12 protein-coding genes are annotated in these 21,945 nt (G+C 73.3%); 6 read left to right on the top strand and 6 right to left on the bottom strand.

The annotated features are described in order from the left end of the window. Positions 1 to 1,054, bottom strand: a 1,054-nt coding sequence (locus tag AF1_RS20545) for a serine/threonine-protein kinase (RefSeq protein WP_255218822.1), incomplete at its 3' end; no start/stop codon positions are given. 185 nt (positions 1,055 to 1,239) lie between these two features. Here AF1_RS20545 and lysX point away from each other — a divergent pair. From lysX to AF1_RS20520, 6 genes are all read left to right on the top strand, one after another. Further along, positions 1,240 to 4,545 carry a bifunctional lysylphosphatidylglycerol synthetase/lysine--tRNA ligase LysX gene (lysX, locus tag AF1_RS20540; RefSeq protein ID WP_174548873.1) on the top strand — a complete coding sequence of 1,102 codons (3,306 nt, stop codon included), beginning with the start codon at positions 1,240 to 1,242 and terminating at the stop codon, positions 4,543 to 4,545. Positions 4,546 to 4,557: 12 nt separating this feature from the next. Further along, positions 4,558 to 4,737, top strand: coding sequence for a hypothetical protein (locus AF1_RS34645; RefSeq protein WP_131732623.1), 180 nt, complete (start codon positions 4,558 to 4,560; stop codon positions 4,735 to 4,737). Positions 4,738 to 5,144: 407 nt separating this feature from the next. Further along, positions 5,145 to 7,343, top strand: a complete 2,199-nt coding sequence (locus AF1_RS20535) for an AfsR/SARP family transcriptional regulator (RefSeq protein ID WP_067801562.1) — start codon at positions 5,145 to 5,147, stop codon at positions 7,341 to 7,343. A 4-nt stretch (positions 7,344 to 7,347) separates the two neighbouring features. Then, positions 7,348 to 7,962, top strand: coding sequence for an NAD(P)H:quinone oxidoreductase (gene wrbA / locus AF1_RS20530; protein ID WP_067801558.1), 615 nt, complete (start codon positions 7,348 to 7,350; stop codon positions 7,960 to 7,962). Positions 7,963 to 8,167: 205 nt separating this feature from the next. Next, entirely contained in the window at positions 8,168 to 9,247 is a 1,080-nt protein-coding gene (locus AF1_RS20525; protein ID WP_067801556.1) for a methyltransferase, read from the top strand. A gap of 100 nt (positions 9,248 to 9,347) precedes the next feature. Further along, on the top strand, positions 9,348 to 10,664 hold the full coding sequence (locus AF1_RS20520) for an NAD-dependent epimerase/dehydratase family protein (protein ID WP_067801553.1): 1,317 nt from the start codon (positions 9,348 to 9,350) through the stop codon (positions 10,662 to 10,664). Between the two features lie 58 nt (positions 10,665 to 10,722). Here AF1_RS20520 and AF1_RS20515 read toward each other — a convergent pair whose 3' ends face one another. The 5 genes from AF1_RS20515 to AF1_RS20495 all read right to left on the bottom strand — a co-directional run bounded on the left by AF1_RS20515 (position 10,723) and on the right by AF1_RS20495 (position 21,803). After that, complete coding sequence (locus tag AF1_RS20515; RefSeq protein ID WP_067801571.1) at positions 10,723 to 12,129, bottom strand: class II 3-deoxy-7-phosphoheptulonate synthase; 1,407 nt, start codon at positions 12,127 to 12,129, stop codon at positions 10,723 to 10,725. Next, a complete protein-coding gene (locus AF1_RS20510; protein WP_067801550.1) occupies positions 12,126 to 13,613 on the bottom strand; it encodes an anthranilate synthase component I family protein in 1,488 nt (495 codons plus the stop codon). Before AF1_RS20510 ends, AF1_RS20515 begins: the two co-directional genes overlap by 4 nt. A gap of 2 nt (positions 13,614 to 13,615) precedes the next feature. Beyond that, entirely contained in the window at positions 13,616 to 14,932 is a 1,317-nt protein-coding gene (locus AF1_RS20505; RefSeq protein ID WP_067801546.1) for a cytochrome P450, read from the bottom strand. Beyond that, a complete protein-coding gene (locus AF1_RS20500; RefSeq protein WP_067801543.1) occupies positions 14,929 to 17,838 on the bottom strand; it encodes an aminotransferase class V-fold PLP-dependent enzyme in 2,910 nt (969 codons plus the stop codon). The genes AF1_RS20505 and AF1_RS20500 overlap by 4 nt, the downstream gene beginning before the upstream one ends. 203 nt (positions 17,839 to 18,041) lie before the next feature. Then, entirely contained in the window at positions 18,042 to 21,803 is a 3,762-nt protein-coding gene (locus tag AF1_RS20495; RefSeq protein WP_067801539.1) for a hypothetical protein, read from the bottom strand. Positions 21,804 to 21,945: the final 142 nt, after the last annotated feature.

The raw sequence follows: 21,945 nt of genomic DNA, 5'->3' as shown, positions 1-21,945 counted from the left end.
CGGGGCCCCGCGGGGCGGTGGCCGCGCCGGACGCGGCGGCGCCCGTCCGGCCGCCGGAGGTCTCCATCTCCTCCGGCAGCGGGTGGTCGGGCGCGTACGTCTCGGGATACGGCTCGGCGTACGCCTCCCCGTACGGCTCCGGCGTGGTGGTCTGGGGGCCGGGGTACTCCTCCGGGGAGAACTCGACGGCCATCGTCCGCTGCGTGTCGATGGTCTCCTGCCGGACGATGTCGTCCAGCAGCGCGCCGGCCTCGATCGCGTCCATCCGCTGGTCGGGGTTCTTGCGCAGCAGCCCCTCGATGACCGGGATCAGCCGGCCGCCCTTCTCCGGCGGATCGGGCTCCTCGGAGATCACCGCGACCAGCGCGGCCATCGGCTCGGGCCGCTCGAACGGCGACCTGCCGTGCAGCATCGCGTACAGGGTCACGCCGAGCGACCACAGGTCGGACGCCGGGCCGGCGACGCGGCCCCGGGCGCGTTCGGGCGCGATGTAGGCGGGCGAGCCCATCACCAGGCCCGTCTGGGTGAGCGTGGCGTCGCCGGCCGCGGTCGCGATGCCGAAGTCGGTCAGCACGGCGCGCTCGCCCATCCGCCCCGTGCCGGTGATCAGCACGTTGCTGGGCTTGACGTCGCGGTGCAGGACGCCGGCGTCGTGCGCGGCGTGCAGCGCGGCGAGCATCTGGCGGCCGATCTCCGCGGCGCGGCGGGGCTCCAGCGGCCCCTCCTGCTTGATCACCTGGTCCAGGGAGAGCGCCCTGATCAGCTCCATGATGATCCAGGGCCGGTCGTCCTCCTCGACGACGTCGTAGACCGTCACGACACCGGGGTGGCCGAGCCTCGCGGCGGTCCGGGCCTCACGGAACGTGCGCTTGTGGTGCACGGCGCGTTCCTCATCGGTGAGACCATGCGGGAGGATGACCTCCTTTACCGCCACGTCACGACCGAGGACCTCATCGTGCGCCTGCCAGACCGTCCCCATGCCGCCCCGGCCGACCTGGGTCACCAGGCGGTAGCGGCGGGCGAGCAACCGCTCACCGGTGGGTTCATTTGGCATATCCGCGACCATATCGACTTTTGCTGACAACCTTGGACCGAGCTTGCAAGCCACATCCCCCTACCCGTACGACGTCCGGCACCATCCCGAGGTTCGCGGCCGGGCGGACGTCCGCGGACGAAAGCGTGATGGACGTGACACCCGGTAAAACTAAGAGAGCCACACCATGCGGCGACTGGGGGATCATGACGGAGAAGGACCCGCAACGCGAAGGCCGCCTGCGGGGCGAGTGGGGACGGCTGATCCAGGCCGCGCCGACGATCTTCTTCTGGTACACCCGTCTCTCCGGGATCCTCTCGCTGCTCGCGTGGGTCTCCTATGGTCTCATCCTTGAGATAGCCGAAGTCTGGGCGTTGCGCTGGATCGGCTACCTCGGCTGGTTCCCCAGCGTCCCCGTGGGGCTGCTCTGGATTCTGCTGTCGATGGGCGTCCGGCGGCGCAAGAAGGCGGCGTGGCGCATCCTCGTCCTGATCTTCTGCCTGCCCACCGCGCTCGCCGTCACCGCCGTCCTGACGACGCTGTTCACCCCGGGCAACCCCACCCCCGTCGGGCTGATCGTCACCGCCGGGGTGTACCTCGCCGTCCTCGGGCTGCTGATCGCCGCGCGCGGGCAGTTCACCACGCTACCCGACCGGGCCAACCGGCGGCTCGCCACGATCGTCTTCACCAGCCTGCTGATCGTGACCGGCGGAATCGGCACGTTCCTGGTCACCGTCACCGACCGGAACCCCAACGGGGGCTTCTGGACGCACCCGCTCTACGCGATCTCCCAGACCGTCCTCGGGCCGCGCGTCACCGGCAAGCCGATCAACGTGTCCGTGCCGTTCTGGGTGGACGCGATCCTGTGGGTCCTCGGCACCGGCCTGCTGATCGCCACGTTCTGGGCGCTGTTCAGGCCGGGGCGGCGTGACCCCGTCCTCAGCCCCGGCGAGGAACTGGCGGCACGCGCGCTGCTCGCCGAGTACGGCGACCAGGACTCGCTCGGCTACTTCGCCCTGCGCCGCGACAAGGACGTCATGGTCGCACCCAACGGTAAGGCGGCCATCGCCTACCGGGTGGAGGGTTCGGTCTCCCTGGCCAGCGGCGACCCGCTCGGCGATCCCGAATCCTGGGACCAGGCGATCGAGGCGTGGCTGGAGGAATGCCGCGCCCACGCGTGGATCCCCGGCGCGGTCAGCGTCGGCGAACGCGCCGCCCACATCTACAGGCGGCACGGTTTCGACGCGCTCGAACTCGGCGACGAGGCCATCATCGACCTTACCGAGTTCAACCTCGACGGGCGTGAGATGCGGCAGGTGCGGCAGGCCGTCCGGCGGGTCGAACGGGCCGGGTACACGATCCGGATCAGGCGGCACTCGCAGATCCCCGGCTGGGAGATGGCCAAGCTCATCCGCAGCGCGGACGCCTGGCGCGGCGAGGAGACCGAACGCGGCTTCTCCATGGCCCTCGGCCGCCTCGGCGACCCCACCGACGGACGCTGCGTCATGGTCGAGGCGTTCGACGCCCACGGGGAACTGCGCGGGCTGCTCAGCTTCGTCCCGTGGGGGCGGAGCGGGCTCTCCCTCGACCTGATGCGCCGCGACCGGCTCGCCGAGAACGGCCTCAACGAGTACATGGTGGCCAAGCTCGCCGAGAAGGCCGCCGCCGTCGGCGCGCAGCAACTCTCGCTGAACTTCGCGATGCTGCGGTCGGCGTTCGAGCGCGGCTCGCAGATCGGGGCCGGGCCCATCGCCCGCCTCTACTACAGGTTCCTGTCGTTCGCGTCGAAGTTCTGGCAGCTCGAATCGCTGTACCTGGCGAACGCGAAGTACCTGCCACTGTGGCGCCCGCGTTTCATCTGCTACACGCAGGGGCGGCACCTGATCCGGCTGGGCCTCGCCTACGCGCGCGCCGAGGGGTTCCTGCCGAGCTTCAACCGCCCGAAGCTGGACCGGGCCGCCGCGATGGTGCCCTCCACCGGCCTCGTCGACAAGATCAAGGAGATCGAGGAGGCGGCGGAGGCGGCACGGGCCCCGCAGCGGCGGCTGTCGGAGCAGGAGCGCGTCCGGCACGCCAAGCTCGACCAGATCCGCGCCGCCGGGCTGGAGCCCTACGCGCTCGGCTGCGAACGCGCCGACTTCGCCGCCGACATCCGGGCGCGGTTCGGCTCGCTCGCCCCCGACACCCATACCGGCACCGATGTGGCGATCGCGGGACGGGTCGTGCTGGCCCGCGAACACGGCCGGCTGATCTTCGTCACACTGCGGGACGAGACCGCCGACCTGCAGGTCATGCTGACCGTGGACGCCGTCGGCGAGGAGTCCCTGCGGCGCTGGAAGACGCTCATCGACCTCGGCGACCAGGTGGGCGTGCGCGGCGAGGTCGTCACGTCCCGGCGCGGGGAGCTGTCGGTGCTCGCCTCCTCCTGGACGCTCGCGGCCAAGTGCCTGCGCCCGCTGCCGAACAAGAGCGCGGGGCTTTCCGACCCGGAGGCGCGCGTCCGGCAGCGGTACGTCGACTTCATCGTGAACGACGAGTCCCGCCGGATGCTGCGCATGCGGGGCGACTCCATCGCCGCCATCCGCGACGGGCTGCGCGCCCGCGGCTACCTCGAAGTCGAGACGCCGATGCTGCAGCCGGTGCACGGCGGCGCCACCGCCCGGCCGTTCACCACCCGCATCAACGCCTACAACATGCAGCTCTATCTGCGGATCGCGCCCGAGCTGTATCTGAAGCGCCTGCTGGTCGGCGGCATCGGGCGCGTCTTCGAGCTCAACCGCAATTTCCGCAACGAGGGCGTCTCCCAGAAGCACAACCCCGAATTCACGATGCTGGAGGCGTACGAGCCGTACGGCGACTACGACACGATGGCGGAGCTGACCCGCTCCCTGGTCGTGGACGCCGCACGCGCCGCCCTCGGCACCACGGTCGTCGTCCGCGACGGCGTCGAATACGACCTTTCCGCCCCCTGGCATGAGATAACCGTCTACGCGTCCGTCTCCAAAGCGCTGGGCGAGGAGGTCACGCCCGACACCCCGCTCGCGACCGTGCAGCGCCACGCCGAACGCCACGGGCTGAACTTCGACCCGCAGTGGGGCCAGGGGAAGATCGTCCAGGAGCTGTTCGAGGCCCTGGTCGAAGAGCACCTGACGGCACCGACGTTCGTCCGCGACTACCCGGCCGAAACGTCCCCGCTGACCCGCCCCCACCGAGCGGACCCGCGGCTGGCCGAGAAATGGGACCTGATCGTCTTCGGTCTCGAACTGGGCACCGCCTACTCCGAGCTGATCGACCCGATCCTGCAACGCCGGCGCCTGACCGAGCAGTCCCTGCAGGCCGCGGGCGGCGACCCGGAGGCCATGGAACTGGACGAGGACTTCCTGCGCGCCCTGGAGTACGCCATGCCCCCCGCGGGCGGCATGGGCATGGGCATCGACCGCCTGCTGATCACCCTGACGGGCCGCAGCATCCGCGAGACGATCCCCTTCCCGCTGGTGCGCCCGGGCTCCTAGAAACTCCGCGGGGTGGGGATATCGGGCCGCCGTACGCCGTACCCGGCCGGAGCCGTGACGGCGGTGGTGCTCGCGGTCATCTGCGCGATCATCGGCGGCGTGGGGCCGGGCACGGCGGACCGGGGCGTCGAGCGGCGGTCCGCGGTGGTCGCCGGGGTGCCCATGGAGACGGTCCGGCCGCTCTCCGGATAGCCCCGTGGAGAACGCGCGGAGAGCGACCGGAGAGCGATCGGAGAGCGGCGTGGCCGCGAATAACCCGCCCTCCGGCCTGATCCAATAACCACATAAGTTGTGTCAAGAAAGTTATGGCGTCATCATAACCGGCGGGCCAGAGTGACCAAATAGCGGGTTTCGGACGTACACGCTCGGTGATCATCCGAGATTAAAGCGGATTCAATCAGAATTCACCGGCCCCGGTTATCGCTTTGAAATACGGACACGATGACTTCGCGGATCCTCCTGTTATAGTTTGCGCCAGTCGATCGATCAGTAGAGTGACCGATTGGTTGATCTCGTGGTTAACTCCGCGCCGAGCCGGCTGGATGCTGGACCGCCGTGTGGGCCTTGCAGTTGTTTATGAGCGAGGAGTGTCGGCACCTATGTTGTTCAGCGTTCTCGGTCCGCTAGAAGTGTCGATCCAGGGCAAGGCGGTGAGCGTGGGCAAGAACCGCCAGCGCATCATCCTGATCATGCTCCTGGCCAACGCGGGCCGCACGGTCACGGTCGGGAAGCTGACCGAAGCGCTGTGGGGCGGCCGCCCGCCGCGTACGGCCGCGGAGCAGGTGCAGACCTGTATCTGGCGGCTGCGCCGCTCGTTCGCCCTGGCGGGCGCGCCCGGCACCCTCATCGAGACGACCCCCTCCGGGTACGCCCTGCGGGTCGAGCCGGAGGCGGTCGACGCCCACCGCTTCACCCGCCAGGTGGAGGAGGCGCGCGCCCTCACCGCCAAGGGAGACAAGTCCCTGGCCGCCGCCCATTTCCGGGCCGCCCTGGCGCACTTTCGTGGACCGGTCCTGGCGGAGGTGGACAGCCCGACCGTGCAGGCATACGCCGCCAAGTGGGAGGAACGGCGCCTGGCGGTCCTGGAAGAGTGCATCGACCTGGAGATCGAGTGCGGCCTCGGCCGGCAGCTGATCGACGAGCTGACGGTGCTGGTCGAGCAGTACCCGCTCAACGAGCGGCTGCGCGCCCGGCTCATGTTCGCCCTCTACTGCGCCGACCGCCGCGCCGACGCCCTGGAGGTCTACGCCGAGGGCCGCGAGCGTCTGGTGGACGAACTGGGCCTGGAGCCCGGCCACACCCTGCGCGACATGCAGCGGCGCATCCTTGAGGGCGAGCCCGTCGCGAGCACGCCCATGCACCCGCCCGCCCAGCTCCTGTCCGACCTTCCCGACTTCGTCGACCGGCCCGAGCACGAGCAGCGGATTCGCGCCGCGCTCACCGCCCGCAATGACGCCGTGCGCATCTGCGGCGTCTACGGCAACTGCGGGGCGGGCAAGTCCGCTCTCGCCATCCACGTCGCCCATCGATTGCGCGAGGAATTCCCGGGCGGTCAGCTCTACGCCGACCTGCGCGCGTCCCGGCCCGACCCGGTCGACGTCTCCGACGTGCTGTCGCGATTCCTGCACGCGCTGGGCGTGCCCGACTCCGAAGTCCCGGCCGGCCGCGACGAGCGGTCGGCGCTCTACCGGAGCCTGCTCGACGGACAGCGTGTCCTGATCGTCCTCGACGACGTGCCCGGCTCGGACTCGCTGTGCCCGCTGATGCCCGCCTCACCCGAGGTCGCGGTCCTGATGACCAGCCGCTCCAACCTCACCGAGGTCCCCGGCATCGTCCCGGTGGAAGTGGGCGTGTTCACCGTCGAGCAGTCGGTGCGGCTGCTGAGCAACGTCGTGGGCGCCCATCGGATCACCGCCGAGCAGGCCGCCGTCAACCTGATCGTGCACGCCACCGGCAGGCTGCCGCTGTCGGTGCGCGCCGCCGCCGCCCGGCTCGCCGCCCGCAGCCACCTCAACGTCGGCCAGCTCGCGCAGCGGCTCAGCGACCCCGAGGGCCGGCTCGATGAGCTGTCCTACGGCTCGCTGGACATGCGCGCCTACCTCGGTCCCAGCGTCGACCTGCTGGACGGGACGACCCGCCGGGTGTGGTTCGCCATCGGCCTGCTCCAGGTGCCCGACTTCGGCGCCTGGATCGTCGCCGCGGCGACCGATACGCCCACCCCCGGCGTGGAACCGGTCCTCGACCACTTGGTCGACCGCGGGTTGCTCGAAGTGGTGGGCACGGACCACATGGGCGTGCTGCGCTACCGCATGCACCGCATCATGGGCCTGTACGCCCGCGAGCGCGGTCTGCGGGAGCTGAGCTGGGCCGAACGCGCCGGCCTGCTCGACCGGGCCGCGGACTGCTGGCTCGGCCTGGCCCGGTGGGCCGAGCAGTTGCTCAGCGGCGTGCCGGAGGACTCCGAACTGCTGGAGCACCCCGACGGCCCCTCCGCGCAGATGCTCGACATGGTCCGCTCCGACCCCGGGGGCTGGCTGACGCTGGAGGTCGAAGGGCTGCGTTTCGCCGCCCGCCAGCGCAGCGACCTCCCGGGAATGCGGTTACCCGACGCCGAGATCGGCCGTGGGGACCACGAAACCGATGCGGGGCCGCACCGAGCCCCCGAACCGAGCGTTCTCCCCCGCCTCACGGCACCGCCCCCCGTCCCCCCGCTCACCAACGGCGCCCCTCGATGGTCGCCGTCGGTTCGGGCCGCGTCGCGGCCCAGGTCCGTCCGCTCCCGGATATTCAAGAGGTGAACCGATGCCCGCTCGCATCACGGTGATCTACTACTCCTCCACCGGCAACGTCCACTCCATCGCGGAGGCCGTCGCCCGCGGCGCCGAGTCCGCCGGCGCCGAGGTACGCCTGCGCCGCGTACCGGAGCTGGCCCCCGACTCGGTGATCGACACCAATCCCGCCTGGCGCGCGCACATCGAGGCCACCGCGCACATCGAGGAGGCCACGCTGGACGACCTGCGCTGGGCCGACGGCTACGCCTTCGGCACCCCGACCCGCTTCGGCAACGTCGCCTCCCAGCTCAAGCAGTACCTCGACACGACCGGCGGCCTGTGGCACGAGGGCGTGATGGTCGGCAAGGCCGCCACCGGCTTCACCAGCAGCTACGAGACGCACGGCGGCCAGGAGACGACGCTCGTGGCGCTCTACAACGTCATGCACCACTGGGGGAGCATCATCGTCCCCACCGGCTACGCGGACTACGAGGTGATCCACGCCGCGGGCGGAAACCCGTACGGGCTGAGCATCAGCGACAGCGACGAGAGCGCCGTCAAGTACGTCCAGGCCGCCGCGGAGTTCCACGGAGCCCGCTTCGCCAGGGTGGCCGAGGCGCTCAGGCCGCTGCAGGCCGCTGCCTGACCGCCTTCCCGCGAGAGGCCGCCGAGGACCCCTCGGCGGCCTCTCCATCCGCGAGGCGACGGGCTGTACGAGCGTCCCGGGCGTTTCCGCCATGACGGCGAGAGACGACGGAGAGGGCGCCGAGAGCCGCCGCCCGTAGCGTTGCGCACGGCGGTGCATCCCCACCCGGCACGCCGTCGGACGTGCCGTGACCCAAGGAGACCCGGTGCCCAACCGTAAGATCCGCTCACGCGAGGATCTGGCCGGGCCGCTGTTCGGAGCGGCGGCCTTCCAAATGCTCAACGCGGGCGTCGAGCTGGGCCTGTTCGCCCTGCTCGACGGCAAGGACGAGCTCAACGCCGCGGACATCGGCGCCTCGCTGGGCCTGACCCCGCGGGCGACCCGCATGCTGTTGCTGGGCGTCACCGCGCTGGGCCTGACCGAGGCGCGCGACGGCCGCTACCGCAACGGCGAGGTGCTCCGGACGATGTTCCGCGACGGCACCTGGGAGATCTTCGCCGACATCGTGGCGTTCGAGGCCGAACTGGTCTACCTGCCGCTGGCCGACCTGGTGACCTCGCTGCGCACCAACACCAACGCGGGACTGAGCCGGTTCGAGGGCGAGGGAGAGGACCTCTATCACCGCCTCCCCCATACCCCGGAGCTGGAGCGGTTGTTCTTCCGCTGCATGCGGTCCTGGTCGCGGCTGACCAACCCGGTCCTGGTGGCCAAGGCCGACCTGACCGGGGTGCGGCGGCTGCTCGACGTCGGCGGCGGGGACGCGGTGAACGCCATCGCCCTGGCCCGCGCCAACCCGGGCGTGCGGTTCACCGTGCTGGACCTGCCCGGCGCGGTGGAGATCGCCCGCGGCAAGATCGCCGAAGCCGGCCTGGCCGGCCGTATCGAGGCCAGGGCGTGCGACATCTTCAACGACCCGTACCCGCCGGGCCACGACGCGGTGCTGTTCGCCAACCAGTTGGTGATCTGGTCGCCGGAGCAGAACCTCGCCCTGCTGCGGCGCGCGCACGCGGCCCTGCCCGAGGGCGGCAGGGTCCTGGTGTTCAACGTGATGTCCGACGACAGCGGCGACGGGCCGCTGTACGCGGCGCTGGACAACGCCTACTTCGCCACGCTCACCGCCCCGCGCAGCATGATCTACCCCTGGGGCGCCTACGAGGAGTGGCTGGCGGAGGCCGGTTTCGGTGACGTGCGCCGGGCTCCCGGCGACACGTGGACCCCGCACGGCGTGATCAGCGGGGCCAAGGGCGCCGGTGCCCTGGAAGGCGCGTGGAAAGCGACGGCGTGACGAGCGAGCCGGTCGCCGGCCGGGGCCGGCAGGACAGACGACTCGTCCGGCCCCCGCCGGCGCGCGGGTGCCGGCGCACCGTACCCGGGGGGATCACGACGTGAGTGCCGCACCTGACCTGAAACAGGTCCTGGAAGAGATCAAGGCGCTCGCGCCCGCCGACCGTGCCCCGGTGACCGCGGGCACTCTGGCCCGGCTGCGCGTTCTCGCGCGGGAGCTGGTGCTGGCCCATCCCGGCGCCGCCGGGGAGTACCACCGCTTTCTGGCGGTGTCGCGCCGGACGCTGCGGGTGCCGCGGGCGCGGCTGCGGGAGCTGGTCGCCGACCGGACGGTGCTGGTCACCGGCGCCTGCGGCCGGGTCGGCGCGGCGCTGATGGCCGAACTGGCCGCCCTCGCCCCGGCCAGAGTGCTCAGCCTCGACCGGTCGCCCGTGCCACCGGTGCCGTGGGCGGAGCACCACGTGGTGGACGTGTGCGACGGGGACGGTGTCGCCCGCGTCGTCCACGGTGCCCGCCCGCACCTGGTGTTCCACCTGGCCGCCCGGCATGCCCCGGCGCCCGCCCACGCGTGCGATCCGGTCACCACCATCCTGGGCACCCGCCACGTGGTGGAATCGGCGGTGTCGGCCCGGGCCGGCATGCTGGTTCTCGGGTCGGACGAGCATGCCCTGCTGCCCTACGCCCGCGACACCCTGGCCGCCAGCGAGCGCATCGCCGAGCTGATCGTCGCGGACGCCGCCACCCGGGGGCTGCTGCCGACCGCCATCGCCCGGTCGGCGCACGTGGTCGAGGGGTCGGCGCCGGTGGCGCGCTTCCAGCGGTCCTGCCGGGACGGCGCGGTGCTGTGGCTGCCGTTGCCCGCCGTGCCGTTCCACGTCCAGTCCGTCCGGGAGACGGCCCGGCTGCTGCTGGTAGCCGCCCTCGGAGCCCGCGACGACGGCACCGGCCTGCACGCGGTGCGCTCGCTGCCGCGGCCGGTCACCGCTTTCGACCTGGCCGTGGGCGTGATGGCCGAGGAGGGCGTGACCGCGGTACGGGTCGCCGAGGACACCGGGGACGGGCAGCGCTGCCCGGACCTGTCCGGCCAGATGGGGACGGCGGACCGCAGCGCGGTCCTCAACGCCTTCGAGTCTCCGCTCGCCGGTGCGTCGGCCTCGCCCGACGCCGACGTGGTGCCCGTACGGTTCCGCCTGCCCGAGGTGGTGCACCGCCAGTTCGACCGCGTGGCGCGGCAGGACGCGGCCGACGTGCTCGACACGGTGGACGCGCTGGCGAGAACCCTGTTGGAGGGCATGCTCGTCCAGTCCCCCCGGCCGCTCGTGCGGCGCGTGGCGACCCTCACGTGGCCCAAGCGGGCGGCCATGACCGCCACCGATCGGATGGTGGACGACCGGGTCCGCTGGTGGGCCGAGCGATGAGCCGGGCGGCGGGGGCGGCACCACCGGGCCGCACCCCGCTTCCCCTTTCCCGCGGAGGTCAGCTCGCCCGGTGCCGCCGCAGCAGGTCCGCTATGTGAAAGGCGAGCTCGATGGACTGGCCGGCGTTGAGCCGGGGGTCACAGGCCGTCTCGTAGCGGCGGGAGAGGTGGGTGTCGAGGATCTCTTCGGCTCCGCCGAGGCACTCGGTGACGTTGTCGCCGGTGAGCTCCAGGTGGATGCCGCCGGGGAAGGCCCCCTCGGCGCCGCAGACGGCGAAGAAGCCGTCGATCTCGCGGATGATGTCCGCCAGCCGGCGGGTCTTGTAGCCGCTGGCGGAGCGGAAGGTGTTGCCGTGCATGGGGTCGCAGGACCACACCACCGGGCGGCCGGTCGCGGCGACCTCCCGGACCAGGGGCGGCAGCAGGTCGGTGATCCGGTCGGCGCCCAGCCGGGAGATCAGCACCAGCCTGCCCGGGATGTGGTCGGGGTCCAGCCGATCGCACAGTACGCGCAGGTCCGCCGGGGTGAGGCTCGGGCCGACCTTCACCCCGATCGGGTTGCCCAGGCCGGAGAGGTACTCCACGTGCGCGCCGTCGACGTCGCGGGTGCGGTCGCCCACCCACAGCATGTGGGCGCTGGTGCCGTACCACGCGCCGGCGGCCTCGGCGCGGCGGGTGAGCGCCTGTTCGAAGGCGGGCAGCAGGGCCTCGTGCGAGGTGTAGAGCTGCACCTGGCGGACCGCCTGCATCCGGGCCGTGTCCGCGCCGCAGGCGGCCATGAAGCGCAGCGCCCAGGCGATGTCCGCCGCGGCGGCCTCGTACTGCTGCCCGGCCGGGCTGCGCCGGACGAACTCCTGGTTCCAGGCGTGCACCCGGTTGAGGTCGGCGAATCCCTCCTTGGTCAGCGCACGCAGTACGTTCAGCGTCGCCGACGCATGGTGGTAGGCCATGCGCAGGCGTTCGGCATCGGGCGTGCGGGCCTGCGGGGTCGGGGCCGGGTCGTTGACGTTGTCACCACGGAAGGCGGGCAGTTCCACGCCGTCGACCACCTCGGTCGGGCTGCTGCGCGGCTTGCCGAACTGGCCCGCGATCCGGCCGACCTTGACCACCGGCAGGCCGGAGCCGTAGGTGAGCAGGATGGCGAGCTGGAGGATGACCCGCAGCCTGCCGCGTACGCCGCTCTCGGTGCAGGAGGCGAACCGCTCGGCGCAGTCACCGGCCTGCAGCAGGAACGCGCGGCCCTCGGCGACGCGGGCCAGGGTGTGCCGCAGGTCCTCGATCTCGCCGGGCAGCACGAGCGGCGGCAGCAGCGCGAGGTCCTCCAGTACCTCGCGCAGCCGCCGCGGGTCGGGCCAGCCGGGCTGCTGGGCGATGGGGCGCACCCGCCAGGAGTTCGGGCTCCAGCCCGGGGGCGGATGGTGTGGGCCGCCGTCGGCGGCGCTCCGGCGGGCGGCCGGGGCGGTCACGACGCCGCGCCTTCCGCGCCGGGGCACGCCTCCTCGGCCCCGCACACGGCCGCGAACATGGCGTTGGCCTTGTGCAGGGTCTCCAGGTACTCCGCCGTCGGGTCGGAGCCGGCCACCACACCCGTGCCTGCCTGCACATGTACGAGGCCGTCGGCGATGACGACCGTGCGCAGCCCGATGGCGAAGTCGGTGGTGTCGCCGAACCCGACGCGGCCCAGCGCCCCGCCGTAGACGCCGCGCCGGTCGGCCTCCAGCTCGGCGATGATCCCCATGGCCCGGCTCTTGGGCACGCCGCTGTGCGTGCCGGCGGGGAACGCCGACCGCAGCGCGTCCAACGCCCCCGCATCCGGGGCCAGCTCGCCCGCCACCGTCGAGGACAGGTGCATCACGTGCGGGAACCGCTCGACCTCCATCAGCCGCTCGACCCGTACCGTGCCCGGCCGGCAGACCCTGCCGATGCTGTTGCGGCCCAGATCGACCAGCATCGCGTGTTCGGCGCGTTCCTTGCCGCCGGCCAGCAGGTCGCGTTCCATGGCCAGGTCGGCCGCCCGGTCCGGGCCGCGCACCCGGGTCCCGGTCAGCGGCCTGGTCCGCACGGTGCGCCCGTCGGTGCGCATCAGCAGTTCGGGGGAGGCTCCGATGACATGGCGGCCCGCGCCCAGGCTCACGTGGTACATGTACGGCGACGGGTCGACCGCCCGCAGGTGCCCGTAGATGTGCAGCGGGGACACCCGCAGCGGCCGGGTGAACCGCTGCGACAGCACGATCTGGAACGCATCACCCGCGGTGATGTACTCCTGCGCGCGCCGCACCCGGCGCTCGAACTCCTCCCGGGTGACGTTGGAGGTCCACCCGTCGTCCCGCCCCGGGCCGTCCGGCCGGGCCGGGTGCGCCGCGCCCGGCAGGCCGGCGGGGGGAGCCGCCCGCAGCCGCCGCCGCATCTCCTCGAGCCTGCGCAGGGCGTCGTCGTAGGACTCGCGGTCGCCCCGGTAGAGCGTCAGCAGCACCAGGGTGCGGGTCGCGTGGTCGAACACCACCAGGTCCTCGGCGGCCAGGAACGCCGACTCGGGCACGCCCGGCGCGGGGCCGGCGGCCCGGGGCAGCCGCTCGAAGTGCCGCACCGCCTCCCAGCCCAGGTAGCCGACGACGCCGCCGTGGAAGGGCGGCAGCCCGCCCACCGGGGCCGTCCGCTCGGCCGCCGTGCGGGCCAGCACCGGCAGCGGGTCCCCGCCGGGCAGCTCCACCGGCCTGGGGCGGTAGCCCAGGTAGGAGTAGCGGCCCACGTCACCGCCGATGGGAACGCTCTCCAGCAGGAACCCGGTGTCGCCAGGGCCGCAGAGCCGGGCGAAGGCCGTGACCGGGGTCAGCGTGTCGGCCGGGAACTCCCGGTACACCGGCACCATCCGGTACCGCCGTGCCAGCTCATCGGCCTTGACCCGCCCCGGGACGGGGTCGGCGGTGGTCGCCGGGCGCATGTGCGGCATGGTCACCGCTCCTCCACCCGGCAGAGCGTCCGCGCCGGGGCCATGAAGATGCCCTGCCGGCCGGCGGGCGGGATCTGTTCGACCGCTTCCAGGTTCACCGAGGACAGGACGAGGGCCAGAATCATCCGCATCACCGCCCGCGCGTAGCCGCGGCCGACGCAGGTGCGCGCGCCGCCGCCGAAGGCGCCGAAGAGGTACGGGTCGGCCGTGGTGCCGGCGAACCGCTCCGGCCGGAACACCAGCGGGTCCGGGTAGCAGGCCGGATCGCGTTGAAGCAGGTGTGCGCAGTGCACCAGGACCGTGCCCGGCGGGATCAGGTGGCCGTCGAGCGGCAGGGGCGCGGTCACCATCCGCACGCCGTTCAGCGCCGACACCGGGTGCAGCCGCAGCGCCTCGGTGATCGTCGCCTCGGCGTAGTCCAGGTCGCGGAAGCCGGCCGCGTTCAGCGGCCGGGCCCGGAACCGGTCGCCGAGCTCGCGGTCCAGTTCCCCGCGCACCCGCTCGTCGTGCAGCACGTGCAGGAACGTCCACGCCAGGGTGTTGGCGGTGGTGGAGAACCCGGTGTAGAGCAGGCTGAACACCTCGTCCCGCACGACCTCGTCGGTCAGGGCCTCGTCGCCCTCGGCGGCGTGCCGCAGCAGCGCGGCGAACACGTCCTCGCGTCCCTGCTCGGTGCATCGCTCCAGGTGGCCGGGCAGCCGCCGGTCGACGAACTCCCGGATGACCCGGTCGGCGGCGAGGATCTCCTCGCGTCCGTTGGTGGCGTCCTCCATCGGCGGAAGCAGCCGCGACAGCTCCGCCTTGTCGGCGGGGGCCATCGCCCCGCAGACGACCTCGACGATGATGTCGCCGGTGAGCGCCTGCAACGCCCGGAACAGGTCGAGCGTCTTCCCGCGCGGCCAGCGAGCGACGTGGTCGTCCACGGCCGCGGCGACGATGGCGGCGTAGTCGCGGCCGCCGCTGAAGGCCGGATGGAGTTGCGCCCGCCGGCGCCGGTGCAGGGCGCCGTCGATGTAGCCGACGGACTCCTCCTCGGTGCCGAAGAACAGCTTGTTCGCCAGCGCGCCGCTGGTGGAGCCGTCCGAGCCGTACATGACCCGCAACTGGTGCGGGCGGGTCAGGAAGACCCACGCGCCGTTGTGCTCCACGTCCACCAGGTCCTCGTTGCCCAGCCCGCCGAGCCGCAGGGTGAACAGGTCGCCGTAGCGGCGCCTCATCTCCTCGACGCAGCCGAACGGGTCGCGTTCGAAGGCGGCCAGCTGCTGCGCCGCCGGGGAGTCCGGGCCCGGGGGGAGCCGCCGCGCGGTCGTGGTCGTCATCGTTTCCCGACCTCCATGCCGAGCCCCCGCAGGGCCCACTGCACTTCCACCATGAACTGGTCGATCACCAACTCGTCGGTCCGGTGATGCATGATGCAGGCGCGCACCACCCGTCCCTCACGGGGCAGCGTCGTCGTGGCCACGTAGACGTTGCCGCGTGCGCAGATCCGTTCGCACAGCCGTTCGGTGTTCAGGTCGGCCTCGGCCGGGTCCTCGGCGCGTATTCGGAACGCCACGGTCGGCAGGTGCGGTGCGCCGCGCGGGACCACCTCCACCCCGTCCACCGCCGCCAGCCGCGCGGCCAGCTCGTCGGCCAGCTCCATCCGGCGGTCCAGGCACCGTTCGAACGCCTCGATGCCGTGCATGCGGATGGGCAGCCAGGCGGTCAGGCCGCGGAACTCCCGGGTCACCTCCGGGCCGTAGTCCATGAAGTCGGCCCGCTCCTCGTCGTCGGACAGCTCCGGGATGTAGGCCGCGGCGGGGACGGCGAACGCCGCCTTGAGCGCGGCCTTGTCCCGTACGAGCAGCGCCGAGCTGCCGTGCGGCAGGAACAGCGACTTGTGCGCGTCGACCGCGATCGAGTCGGCGGCCTCGATGCCCGCCAGCAGCGCCCGGCCGCGCCCGGTGAGCCGGAAGAAGCCGCCGAAGCAGGCGTCGACGTGCAGCCAGACTCCGTGCTCGCGGCACAGCCGCGCCGCCGCGCGCAGGTCGTCGACCGCGCCGGTGTTGGTGGTCCCCGCGGTGGCGACCACGCACCCGGGCGGCGCGCCCTCCCGCAGGTCACGCGCGAGCATCTCGCGCAGCCGCCGCATGTCCATGCGGTACGCGCCGTCGGTGGGGACCGCGCGCACCCGCGACGAGGCGATCCCCGCCAGCCGCGCCGCCTTGCTCACCGAGAAGTGCCCCTGCTCGGACACGTACACCGTGGCCTCGTGCCGGCGTCCTTCGGGCACCCGTTCCAGGGCGCAGCGCAGCGCCATGAAGTTCGCGATCGAGCCGCCGGTGGTGAGGTAGCCGAAGGACCCCTCGCCGTACCCCAGGGCCGAGCAGAACCAGCCGATCACGTCGGCCTCGATGCGGGCGAACCCGGGTGCGGCGGCCCACGCCCCGGCGAACCGGTTGAGGCTGCGCGTCACGAACTCCCCGACGGCGGCCTGGAACAGCCCGCCCGAGGGCACGTGCGCCAGGAACCCGGGGTGGGCGTGCATCATGCCGCTGGGCATGGCCTCCTCGAACACCTCGTCCAGCAGCGCCTCCAGCGGCGTCCCGGTACGCGGCGGCAGCCGCCGCGTCAGGTCCGGAACGCCGCCGGAGGCGGAGCGGGCACCGGGGTAGGAGGCGGGAAAGTTCCGTTTGGCCAGCTCCTCGTGGTAGTCGGCGAGCCGCGCCGAAACCGCCTCCAGCAGGTCCCGCTGCTCGGCCGGGGACAGCTCCAGCTCGCCGCCGGCCCCCGCGGCCTGCGCGCCCGTACACCCGCGAGCGTCGTCGCCCGGGGCGTCCGCGCCGACCGCCGCGGCGTACTGAGCGACGATCAGCTCCTCCTGGGTGGCCGGGTCGTACCGGCGGCACAGGTCGTCGAGCACCGCACGGTGGCGCTCGTGCCTGGCCACCACCTCGTGGTAGGGCGTGCCGGTGAACGCGATGGCCTGGTACAGCGGCACGTACAGGTCCGGGTGTCGTTGGTGCAGGCGCTTTTCCAGCCGCTTGCGCGCGTGGAAGGCGGCGTCGTCGCTGTGCTGTTTGAGCTCGGCGGCCATCGCCAGCGACAGGTCGGCGATGGTCTCGCCCGCGGGCCGGCGCCGCTCGGTGTACTCGGGCAGCGTCGCCGCGACCGCCTCCTCCGGTTCCCGGTCGGCCAGGTTGCGGTCGAGAATGGCGAAGAACGTGCGGACGTCCTCGAAGCTGCAGTTGATGCCCTGTCCGAAGAACGGCACCAGCGTGTGCGCGGAATCGCCGAACAGTACCGCCCGGCCATGGTGGTACGGGCCGCAGCGGACGGTCTTGAGCGGGGCCGGCGGGGCCTTGAGCACGTCATCGGCGTAGGACGGCGCCAGGTCCGCCAGGTCGGCGAAGTGCTCGCGGAACAGCGCGTGCACGTCGGCCGGCGTACGCAGCATGTCCCAGCACGGGTGCGTGCGGTCCCCCGGTTCCCAGGGCATCCACAGTCCCGCGGTGTACGTGCCGTCGATGTTGGGCTGGGCGAGCAGCATGAACTCCCCGCGTGGCCACACGTGCAGCCCGTGGCGCAGGCTTTCCGGGCGCGTCGGGTCGCGCAGCCGCTCCAGCAGGCAGTGCCCGCCGCCGGGCGCGGCGGGCACCAGGATCTCCACGAAGCCGTCGTGCACGTACTCCTGGGAGAGCCGCATCCGGGCCCCGCGCCGCGACATCTCGTGCCGTACGGTGCTGTTGGCCCCGTCGCAGCCGATGAGCAGGTCCGCCTCGGTCCGGGTGAGGCTCGCGCCGCCGGCCACGAACATGGCGCCGCCGGTGACCGGGTCCGCCGCCACGCACTCGTGCCGGAAGAACAGCCGGGCGCCGCGGCGCTCGGCCTCGTCCAGCAGCGCCCGGTGCAGCAGGACGCGCGGGATCGACAGGAGGTGGTGGTCGGGATCGACGCTGTAGGGCTGGTAGGAGATCGAGCCGTCGGCATGGTGGATCACCCGCTGCGGCAGCGGGATGCCGTTGCGGTAGAGCAGCTCGACCAGATCCGGCTCCAGTGAGTCGAGGCCGCGCTTGGTCAGGGTCAGGTTGAACGAGTGGCCGCGGACTCCCGTTACCTGGCGGATGTCCGGTCCGCGCTCGTAGAGACTCACCTCGAACCCGCGTTCACGCAGTTCGATCGCTACCAGGCAGGCGACAGGCCCGGCGCCGACGACCGTCGCCCGCGTGCCGTGAAGTCCCGACATCGCTGGCTCCTCCCATCCGATGTGACTCGCGTCATGGCTGGGACGGATGCTAAGAACGCGATCTCTCGCCGCACTCTCCCCGCACTCTCCGACGGGTGCGGACCGCGGTGAGAGCGGACCGAGAGCGGCGAGGACGCGGGGCCAGGGCCCCGCTTGTGGTCGATGAAGCCCATCGGGCACACCGCGAGTCCGCCGGGTGACCGTTACTCGGGCTGTTCCCGGTACGCCGTCACGGCGTAGCGGAGCCGGGCACCGACGAGGAGGGCCTCGTCCTCCGGGCAGCCGAGAAGGCGCGCGACCAGCTCGATGAGCTGCTCGTCGGTGAGGTCCGGCTCGCGCTCGGCGATGTGCCCGACGATCTCCACGAGCTCGGACCGCTTGTAGCCGACGATCGACTGGCCGCGCCGGACCTTCGCGGGCCCCGCCGGCGCCTCCTCCGGTTCGGGTCCCGCCGGCGCCTCCTCCGGTTCGGGCCGGGGTGGCGCCTCGTCCGGTTCGGGCGAGGGCGGCGGCTCCGGCCGGGAGCCGGGCCTGCCCCAGACGGCGGGGATGTCCGGCTGCGCGGCCGGTGGCCTGCGCTCCGCTTCGGGACGGCGCGGGTCCTGTCCCCCGGCGTCCAGCCGCCGTGGCGGCGGACCCGCCTCCGCACGCCCGGGCGGCGTCTCCCGCCCCGCTTCGGGGCCGCGCGGCTCAAGCCGCGGCGCGTCCAGCCTGCGCGGCGGAACGTTCGCGGCTCCCGTTCTCTGCGCCGGGCCACGCTCCCCCTGCTCGCCGCTTCCCGGACGCCGGGGCGCCGCAGGCGGCTCACCCCCGGCCCCGTTCCCGCCGGCGCCGGGGCGGGGAGGTGACCCGCCCGGCTCCCAGCCGGGGATATGGGGGGCGTCCAGCCGCCGAGGCGGGACACCCGGCCGCCGATCCGGAATCCGCGGCCCGCGGCCGGAGGCGTCCTCCCCCGGGCTGCCGGGCCCGGGGGGCTGCGGCTGCACCGCGCCTGTAGCCGGTTTGGGGACGCGCGGCTCGCGGCTCACCGGGCCGGGAGTGTCCGCTTCCTCGTCCGGGGTGCCCGGACCGGGCGCTTCCGGACGCGGCTGGGCGGGGCGAGGTGAGCTTGGGGCCGGTTTGTCCGAAGGGCGGTCGTGGTCCGCGGCAGGACCGGTCAGGGCCGCGAAAAGGGAGGCCGTGGGTGTTATCGCCTCGTGCAGGTGGGCCGGGAGCCGGGTGGTGGGGGGCGGGCCCTCGGGGGGCGGGAGTTCCGGGCCGGCCGGGCCGACCAAGATGGCCCGGGGTGCCTGCCACAGGATGAAGAGGGCCTCGGCGCCGGCCCCGTGCTCGCCGTCCACGATGACGACGTCGAACGAGTCCGGGGCCGGCGGAAGGGCGTCCGGGATGCGCCAGAGCGGGAGGATCCAGGCGGGGACGTCGGCGAGGACGGCGGCGGTCGTCCAGGCTCGGGCGGTGGTGAGGTCGGCGCGGGCGGCGCGCAGTTCCTCCTCGGCGGCGGCCAGTTCGGCGCGCAGGCGGTCGGCCGGGGGCGGGGCGGCCGCGGTGGCGGCGCGGCGGGCCCAGGCCCAGGCGTCGTCCCAGTGGCGGGTGCGGGCGTGCCAGGACTCGTCGCCGTCGGTGGCGACCATGAGGTTGGCGAGGTCCGGGTGGACGGCGCGGACACGGGCGAGGAGTTCCTCGCAGCGGATCTGCAGGGAGCGTTCGCGGCGGGCCTCGGCCAGGGCGCCGAGGGCACGGCCGTAGGCGGCGGCGTCGCGGGCGTCGATGGCGGCCACGGCGGCGCGCAGTTCGGAGGGGTCGTCGTCGCCGGCCGGGCCGATCGAATCGCGGAGGGCGTCGAGGTCGGCGGTGGCGCGGCCGACACCGAGGCTCTCCAGGGCGCTGCGGAGGGCGGCGGCGTAGGCGTGCCACTGGACGGGGTGGCCGAGCGGGACGCCGATACCGTGCCGGCCGAGGATCTGGCGCGTCGAGTCGACGGCGCGCATCGCCTCGCCGATGCGGGCGAGGCGGGCGTGGGCGCGGACGAACCGGGCGACGCGTTCGGCGGGCGGGAGGTCCGCGGGGAAGGAGATGCCGGCGGCCTCCCACACGTACTGGAGTTCCCGGCAGGTGATCCGCACCATGAGGTCGGTGTGGAGGACGCCGAGCAGGTCGGGCGTGGTGGGCACGGCCCCGTCCACGGTCACGGTGGCGAGGAGGGATTCGGCCTGGCGCTGGGCGGCGGGGCGGAGGGGTCCGCGTTTCAGGGTGCCGCCGTCGGCCAGGTAGGCGCGAAGGTCCTGGGCGGCGGCGGCCATGCCGCGCAGGTCGGCGTCGGCGGGCAGTTCGATGCGGTGGGCGCCGAGTTCGGTGAGGGCGCGTTCGGCCCATCGGGCGCGGGACGTCATCTCCGCGACGCGCGACCAGATGAGCGGACGGCGTTCGGCGAGGGCGTCGCTGAACGCGCGGACGGCGAGGTCGGCGGGGTTCCAGCCGCCCGGATGGCCGTCCAGGCCGAGGTCGTGGAGCGCGGCGGCGACGATGGACGCGTCGCCGTCCAGGCGGGCGAGGAGGGTGGCGTCGCTGTCGAGCAGCCGCTCGGACAGGAGCGTCTTGGAGCGTTCGGCCCGTTCGGCGGCGGCGGCCTCCGCGTCGATCAGGGTGTGGACGTAGGCGGCGCTCGGCAGCGCGCCCGGGTCGACGTCCCGCTGCTTGGCGCGGGCCTTGCGTTCCGGGCTCTCCTCGGCGAGGAGGACGACGAGTTCCGCGGCCTCGGAGCGGGAGATCGGCGGAGCCGGCGGCAGGTCCGGGCGGACGGGCAGCCACGACAGTTCGGGCGGCTCGGCGCGCCGGTCGGGTGGGCGTTCGGGCTGCTCGGCGCCCGCGCGCAGGCGTGCGGTGAGGTCGGCGACGCGCTCGGCGGCGGCCTTCTCCCGCTCGGTCGGCGCGGTCAGGTCGGGGGTTCCGGCGGCGCGGATCGCCTCCAGGACCCGGGCCGCCGTGGGCGGGTCGATGGCCGTCAGGGTGGCCAGGCCGCGCGGGAGGGCGGCGCGGAGCGCGGCGGACGCGGCCGGGCCGGAGGTGGCGACGAGCACCCGGTGCCCGCGGGCGAGGAGCCCGGCGAGCAGGTCGGGGACGGTGTCCGGCGTCCGCTCCGGAATGTGCATGACCTGCGGTTTCCTGGACGGTGACACGAGCCGTGCCAGGCCGTCCGGGACACCGTGCGGCAGCAGGGTCAGCAGCCTCGCGTGATGGTCGGCGGTGGCGGCACGGCCCGGCGGGCGGACGACGAGGGCGGGCGCGAGCCGGATGCGCGGGCTGGATGCGGAGGTGTCGGTGTCGGGCGCCCAGTCCTCGCGGTAGTCGGCGGGGCCGGTGAGCGCGGCCTGGCTCCATTTGCGCAGAACGTCCCCGACCGAGGGGTTCAGCCCGAACGCCTGCCCGGCCTGCACCGCGTCCGCGAGCCAGGGGGCGGGCCGGAACCCCGGATGCCCGGACAGCAGTTCGCGGTCGCGCAGGCTCGTGTGCCCGGTGAGGACGACGTCGATGCGCTCGGTCCGGTCGTCCACCACGATCCGGACGGGCGTGCTCAGCAGATGGTCGTGGACCGCCGGACGCCACGACAGCAGGCCCGTCGCCAGCACGGCCTCCTGCCCGGACAGCTCCCGCAGGATGCGGTACCAGTTGCGGAGGGCGAGCCACCCGTCGAACTCGTCCAGCACGACGGGCGGCGTGAGCGGGATGACGGGGACGCTGAACAGGACGTCGCCGGGCCCGGCGTCCGCCTCCACGTAGACGTCGCCGGGCAGATCGGCCAGCCAGTGGACGTGGTCGTGGTCGGCCAGGTCCCGGGACGGGCGCCGCCGGGCCCGCGCCAGGTCGCGCAGGTACCCCAGCAGCCGGGCCGCGTGCTCGGCCTCGCGCGCGGCGGCTCCGTCGTCGGGCCGGCCGGGCCGGCCGGGACCCCGGGCCTCGTCAGGCACCGCGGCTCCTTCCCTTCCCACGGCGGGGCGGACCCCTGCGTCCCCCGCGGTCCCCCGCGACCCGGACGGCGAAAAGGTCCGATGGTAGTGCCCCGATCTAACACCCAAGGGCGGGCCCGGTCGAGCACAATCGGTGATCTTG

It is taken from the genome of Actinomadura formosensis NBRC 14204 (assembly GCF_001552155.1).
Lineage (GTDB): Bacteria > Actinomycetota > Actinomycetes > Streptosporangiales > Streptosporangiaceae > Spirillospora > Spirillospora formosensis.
Note: the sequence above shows the minus strand (reverse complement) of the source record. Positions and strands in the feature narration are given on the sequence as shown.

Excerpts from the sequence above, each read along its gene's own strand:
- lysX (WP_174548873.1), top strand. The coding sequence starts at position 1,240 with ATGACGGAGAAGGACCCGCAACGCGAAGGCCGCCTGCGGGGCGAGTGG.
- AF1_RS20535 (WP_067801562.1), top strand. The coding sequence starts at position 5,145 with ATGTTGTTCAGCGTTCTCGGTCCGCTAGAAGTGTCGATCCAGGGCAAG.
- wrbA (WP_067801558.1), top strand. The coding sequence starts at position 7,348 with ATGCCCGCTCGCATCACGGTGATCTACTACTCCTCCACCGGCAACGTC.
- AF1_RS20510 (WP_067801550.1), bottom strand. The coding sequence starts at position 13,613 with ATGCCGCACATGCGCCCGGCGACCACCGCCGACCCCGTCCCGGGGCGG.
- AF1_RS20505 (WP_067801546.1), bottom strand. The coding sequence starts at position 14,932 with ATGACGACCACGACCGCGCGGCGGCTCCCCCCGGGCCCGGACTCCCCG.
- AF1_RS20500 (WP_067801543.1), bottom strand. The coding sequence starts at position 17,838 with ATGTCGGGACTTCACGGCACGCGGGCGACGGTCGTCGGCGCCGGGCCT.